This is a genomic window from Natrarchaeobius oligotrophus (assembly GCF_003841465.1).
Lineage (GTDB): Archaea > Halobacteriota > Halobacteria > Halobacteriales > Natrialbaceae > Natrarchaeobius > Natrarchaeobius oligotrophus.
Genome location: NZ_REFZ01000043.1, coordinates 1 through 5,709, shown reverse-complemented (window position 1 = coordinate 5,709; position 5,709 = coordinate 1). Strand labels below are relative to the sequence as shown.

Annotated in this window: 2 protein-coding genes and 5 pseudogenes; 4 read left to right on the top strand and 3 right to left on the bottom strand. The window is 49.1% G+C overall.

Annotated elements, in window-relative coordinates:
- Both EA472_RS21605 and EA472_RS21600 read left to right on the top strand, forming a co-directional pair.
- Positions 1 to 164: integrase core domain-containing protein (locus EA472_RS21605; RefSeq protein WP_165874939.1), on the top strand; the 164-nt coding region annotated here is incomplete at its 5' end.
- A pseudogene (locus tag EA472_RS21600) lies at positions 161 to 376 on the top strand (transposase); the annotation flags it as partial. The gene EA472_RS21605 and the pseudogene EA472_RS21600, both read left to right, overlap by 4 nt.
- A 90-nt stretch (positions 377 to 466) precedes the next feature.
- Here EA472_RS21600 and EA472_RS21595 read toward each other — a convergent pair.
- Positions 467 to 2,302, bottom strand: coding sequence for an ABC transporter substrate-binding protein (locus EA472_RS21595; RefSeq protein WP_124193524.1), 1,836 nt, complete (start codon positions 2,300 to 2,302; stop codon positions 467 to 469).
- Positions 2,303 to 2,426: 124 nt separating this feature from the next.
- A pseudogene (locus EA472_RS21590) lies at positions 2,427 to 3,101 on the bottom strand (IS5/IS1182 family transposase); the annotation flags it as partial.
- A gap of 614 nt (positions 3,102 to 3,715) precedes the next feature.
- On the opposite strand from EA472_RS21590, the pseudogene EA472_RS21585 reads away from it, so the two are divergent.
- Positions 3,716 to 3,895: pseudogene (locus tag EA472_RS21585) on the top strand (IS4 family transposase); the annotation flags it as partial.
- Positions 3,896 to 4,076: 181 nt separating this feature from the next.
- Here EA472_RS21585 and EA472_RS23185 read toward each other — a convergent pair.
- Positions 4,077 to 4,762: pseudogene (locus EA472_RS23185) on the bottom strand (transposase); the annotation flags it as partial.
- Between the two features lie 151 nt (positions 4,763 to 4,913).
- On the opposite strand from EA472_RS23185, the pseudogene EA472_RS21570 reads away from it, so the two are divergent.
- A pseudogene (locus EA472_RS21570) lies at positions 4,914 to 5,585 on the top strand (IS1595 family transposase); the annotation flags it as partial.
- Positions 5,586 to 5,709: the final 124 nt, after the last annotated feature.

Genomic DNA, 5,709 nt, shown 5'->3' with positions numbered 1-5,709 from the left:
GGTTTCAGACTGTCTCAATGCGGATCGACCGCTTTCACTCCTTCTGGCGGGGCAGTCCAGCCAGCGCACGCCGCTGGCTCAGACGCTTCAGACACCATTATAACCATGATCGGCCGAATCAAGCACTGAATGGACGAACACCAGCTGAGGAGGTGCTGAACTAGACAGTGCCATCTTGGACGAGACGTACAACAACCGAACAGGAGTCGAACGAACCAACGACGCGGTCAAGGATTGCGGCCTCGGGCACGTCCGCGCCTGAGGCCGCGTCCACGCACGAACAGAAGTGTTCGTTGCGTTGTGTCTTCGGATCGTCATTGCAATCACCAACTACGAGCGAGGACACGATCCAGGACGTGAAAAGCTCAAGCTATGAGTTGGATTCTATGACACGCTCAGGTGATGAAATTGAAATAGCCTCGTCTAGTGATTTATCGCAGTGAAATTGGCAGATCCGATCTTGAATTTAAGACCCAACATATTCGGAGTCTTCATTCAAACATTCGTATTCTCCGGTTGAACCTGGGTGCTCTCCTTCTGGCCAGGCTGGATCAAGATCCGCATCAGACGGATAATACAAGTTTCCATCGTCATCCCAACCAAATCCTGCCTCTGAGAGGACGCTACGTGCTCCTTCAATGTCTCCTGATGGGTCATCCGTAAATTGTAGGGCTTGATCCTCTGGAGTTCCCCATGGATGAGTTTCTAACATTCCACGACAATATAGCTCCGGTTCGACAAGCCCTCTAAATGCTTGTTCCATAATTGCTTCTCTGTCAAGGGCCATCCCAATTGCAAGCCTTACTGCCCGGAATTTTGTCGGGCCGAAGGAATTCTGTGTAGCCAGATAATATGGAAGATTCCCGTTAGTGTTTGTCTCTTCAACACTATCTTCTCCTAATTCACTTGCGGCTCTGCTCAATAGACCTGTATCCACGTCGGGCATAACATGGAGATTGCCATCTTCGAATTCTCGATATGCAGACGTATTATCTTCAAATGCCTGCATAATAATCGAGTAATCTGGTGAGTAGATTGGATGTCCATCATGTGGTTCTATCCGAAGGAACTCTCCCCTTTGGAACTCTTCGAGCGCAAAAGGACCTGATCCAATTACTTCATCAGGTTCTACCTCTTCTGGATTTTCTTCGGCTCCGGCTTCAATCCAAGATTCCCTATGCATTATCCCAGTCGTGGGTAACACTTGTGGTAGCAGTGGTGCAAATACTTCATCCAAAATAATGTTGACCGTTCGTTCATCGATCACCCCGACGGTATCATATGGAACAGATGTAACTTCTGGGAATAGACCAACATTATCCCACCGGTGCTCAAATGAAAACCTCACGTCTTCAGCCGTAATTGGATCACCATTGTGGAAGGTTGCATCTTGGATTTCCACTTGGATTTCTAATCCATCTTCAGAAACTTCAATAGATTCGGCTAGCGTATTTTGTAACTCATAATCGAGATCGTAGGTAGTAAGCGGTGAATGAATCAACATATTCCATACATCCACCGCAAAATTATTCGCAATTACGTTGAAATTTCTTGTTTGGGTGATATCTACAGTTCGTGCAGAAATTAGTGTATCCTCATCCATCGGTTCAACTTCTAAGTATGCTAATGGATTAGCAACAGTCAATCCAGCTGCACCAAGATCTCCAATTTCCACTAGATCGTCACGAATCAGACCGAAGATGTCACGACCACTAATAGGGACAAAAGGTACATTCTCGGACAAAACTGCTTGTGATTCGTTAATTACTTCAGCTCGTTCTTCCTCATCTGCAATTTGTGCACCTTCCCGAGCTAAGTCGGTGTATTCACAGCTAACATAACTAACTGGATTTCCTCCAGAAGTTGCGGCCAAATCAGCAGTCCACGTGTCCGCAAAGTAGTTCGGATCCAATCGACCCATACCAGTTGTCATTGTTGCTAAACTTATATGATTAGTTCGTTCATCCAGATCGTTAGCTTCAGCATTTGTGGCATAATCAACAGCCTGTACCTCGGAGTCCATTCCTAGTGCGTCCAAAGTATCCTGAAGAATAGGGACGGTATCTTCCATGAACTCCGAAATTCCTGCAAATCCGGACCACCACGCAATCTCGACAGGCTCAACTTGTGGCCCTAGTCCTTCCGGGCCATCGTCGTCTCCAACACAACCTGCTAATCCCGCTACCGCTCCAGCGCCGATCGACGCAAGAACTTTTCGTCTGTTGACTGTACTCTGATTCCCATCAAAGTCCCTTACCTCTACTGTATTGGTACTAGCAGAACCACTGTTACCTTGTGGCATATTAGCAATGTCTGTGTTGACCCATATTAAATCTTTTGGACCTATCTAGCTATCCTGCCTGAAATGACCTGTATTATCAGTATAAATCGACTGGGAATAAATCATCATACGGCTATTGATTTGCCTAGCTCAGCTTGATTTTGGGAACAACATGCATCAGGACGATTTCAAGGAATTCATGGTACCGGGTTCCACGAACAGTATTGACAAGTACGCTTGCTCACCGGTAAGACGGTCTCAGACAGTGCTCTCTAACTTTACCCATTGATCTGCGTGCGTTACGCGTGAGGAATCGGACCTGACATTGCTTGCTTAGCGGTCTCATGTTCACTGCCCCTGTTTTGTCACGTAATTGCTGATAGTCATTCTTTTGTCGGTGGCGAGGCTATGCAACTCACCGCATTGCGGCGGATGGGATCGTAGCTGATCTGCGTGCCGTGACGTTTCTCGGTCGTGCAATGAATTCGAGGACAGCCTCTGTGGCTGTAATGACGAGAACGGTAGTTTTGGACGTCTGAACGCAATAATTCGTGCGGCAGCAGTTTGCTCGCGTTTTCGCGGTCGAACGTTGCATCAATCGCTGCGTGACCTGATGGCTCGTGTAGCTGCACCCAAAGGCGCAGCAGTACTCGCCAGACTGCCATCTTGTTCCTATCGAATCCCTTTGAGAGCGTCGAGTGATCTGGGAGGTCTGCCTTGTCAGGTCGATTTCCGTTAGTATTTGTAGCATTTCGCTCAACCGATCGAGCGCTTTGGGAAAAGACTTCTCCAGATAAATTCGCAGACAATGCAGCGAAATGGCGGTGTTTTAGCACTGATACAATTCTTGAGAACAAGTGAGAAATCTTGGACATAGGGCATTCACCATTTCCCACTCCCTCCTTAGTTGTGGCGGATCAAGTTGATGCAGTCTATCGATTCACCAGGATCTGAAATAGATATTTGCTATGTGCAAATTGAATCGTAGGATTATGGTGTGGGATGCTATTTTTCATCTATGATTCGTGATGGTGCTTGACGGCTGGTAGGAACATTGTATTACAAAGGTACAATTGTAATATCCTGGTCAATTATTTCTCATTTGTGGGACGTAGAACTGCGGAATTCAATTCTAAACATTTTATGTTGAATTAATACTTCTAAGTATAACCGCTTCCCTTTTTCGAATGGTTAGGATTTGCTATACACAAATGAGTGAGGGTCTGTCATAATATCGTACACCATGCCAATCGTAGTTAGAGGGCTCTGTTCCGGAGGTCTGCACCTTATCTAAACTACGAATCGATTTTAGATGGGCAGCATCCGCAATTAGCGTCGTGCCGATAGATATCACGCTCGTATAATACATAATACTGATGAGTCAGAGGATGATACAAACATTTTCCGAGCGGCTCTTATACTCTGAGATAGGGTAACGTCATAGAGATTCTGCTGTACGCGGCGCTGTTATCCTTGGTCGTGAGGTGTGAGTTGCTTAGTCTGGTCATTGAGCATGCAGATGATGATGATCTCGTCTTTTCACCGAAACGCTGGGCGGCGACCTTTCGGTCGCACGCCCAGTTCATTCACTACCGGTTAAGTGGCTACCCGGGAAAGCGGGAAGTCAATCGACGGCGTATGAGTGCTGGAGAGAGATCAGGTAGCACAGCCTCTCCCCACGCGGTTTCTAAAGATAACATCATCAGGACGCTGGTGTCTGTCGGTTTTACTCCTCAACCGAATACGGATGGAGTGTACTCTTGTGAAGGACATTATTAGTGAGTCAGAGACCAGTTCAAATAATGTCTTTCAGGGCTTCCCGGCCGGGTTTGCGTAGAATCTTCCAACGAAATTCGAAGGGGCCGAGATACGCGGTGAGTTTGTCTTTCGAGATCCTCGATGGGCGAGAGCCACGCGTCGCTGGCGCGACGGTGGCTTTTGCCCGTATTCACGTGTACATTTCCATCAACGTACTCGCCCTCGTCGTGAATAACCGCTTCTCGCTGGTACCATTCATCCATCTCTAGCGAATCGTAGGTGCGAAATCCGTCGGTATAGACTGTCAATGACTCCTCCTCGTGGTCCTCAAGGAGGAGTCGCACGGTCGATTCATCAGCGGATTTCGACGGGATAACGTATTGCTGATCGTTGCCGCGATCAGCGAGGACAAACACCGGTGGCTTGCCGTCGTAGCTTCCCTGTCCACGTTTCGACAGGCCACGCGAGCGCGACCAATGAGTGGTCTGCGTAAGTTTTGACTCCTCCATGCACAGATCCAGCGGTCCGCTTCTGCTATCGCGAGCTGACGCCTGCTTGAGGGGTTCAGTTGTTACGCTGATCACTCATTGGTCGCGCTCGCGGCCTTTCTTCCCGCCGGAGACATAGAATTCATTGATCTCGACTGAGCCAACGATATCGATACGAGACATCAAATTCAGCGTCTAACTGGCGGATACTCGTGTTGAATCGAAGCAACGAGTAGAACGTAACCAACAGCTTATCGAGATCGATCTCCGCATTAATAGTCAAGATAAATTTTGTACGCTCTTCTGTAGGAGATTGTTGATACTGCTCAGCTGTCGCTATGGAATCGAAGAGAGCAAGGACACCGCGTCAGCGGTGTCCGTTAGGCATGATTCCGCTCGATGTGTTTGGCTCGGAATCGGTCGCAGCGGACCTGTTGGAGCAGGTTCGCTGGCGTAACGGTGTTACTTGCCCTCGCTGCCGTTCTGACCTGACGGTCAAGAACGGCAGCTATGGGCACTTTCAGCGCTATCTCTGTAAGAATTGCGACCGCACGTTCAACGACAAGACCGGCACGATCTTTGCCCATTCGAAAGTTGCGCTCAGGAAGTGGCTGTTCTCGATTTACGCGTTTCTCCGATTTAACACGAGTCTCCGCCAACTCCAGCTAGAAATCGACGTCCAGTACAAAACGATCTACCAGCGCGTCGAGCGCTTTACGAAGGCGCTCGACGCACCTTCGCTCGACCTCGTTGGTCCGGTCGAAATCGACGAAGTCTACGTTTCTGCAGGGCTGAAAGGCCGCGAGCGCGACCAAGAGTCGCGCTCGCGTGGCCTGTCCACACGTGGGCGAGGATCGTACGATCAAGACAAACCGCCGGTGTTCACGATCGTCGATCGTGGCACCGGCGATCGATACGTGATCCCAGCGAAATCAGCCGACGAATCGACGATTCGGCTCCTTCTCGCAAACCGCGAGAAGGAGCCACTAACCGTCTACACTGACGGATTTCGCGCCTACGATCCATTGACCGAGGACGACGCATTCGACCGCGAATATTCGTCTTTAGCTAAGACTCACACCTCGGTTGCGTAGCGGTAGCGAGCGTCTCTTGTAACACTGGCCGTTGCTGGTGGATCTTCTGTGCGTCGTCGATCAACCGGTCGAGCAGCGGTGGCGGCGA

What these genes read in the sequence shown, in the direction of transcription:
- EA472_RS21595 (WP_124193524.1), bottom strand. Translation starts at nt 2,302, where the DNA reads ATGCCACAAGGTAACAGTGGTTCTGCTAGTACCAATACAGTAGAGGTA.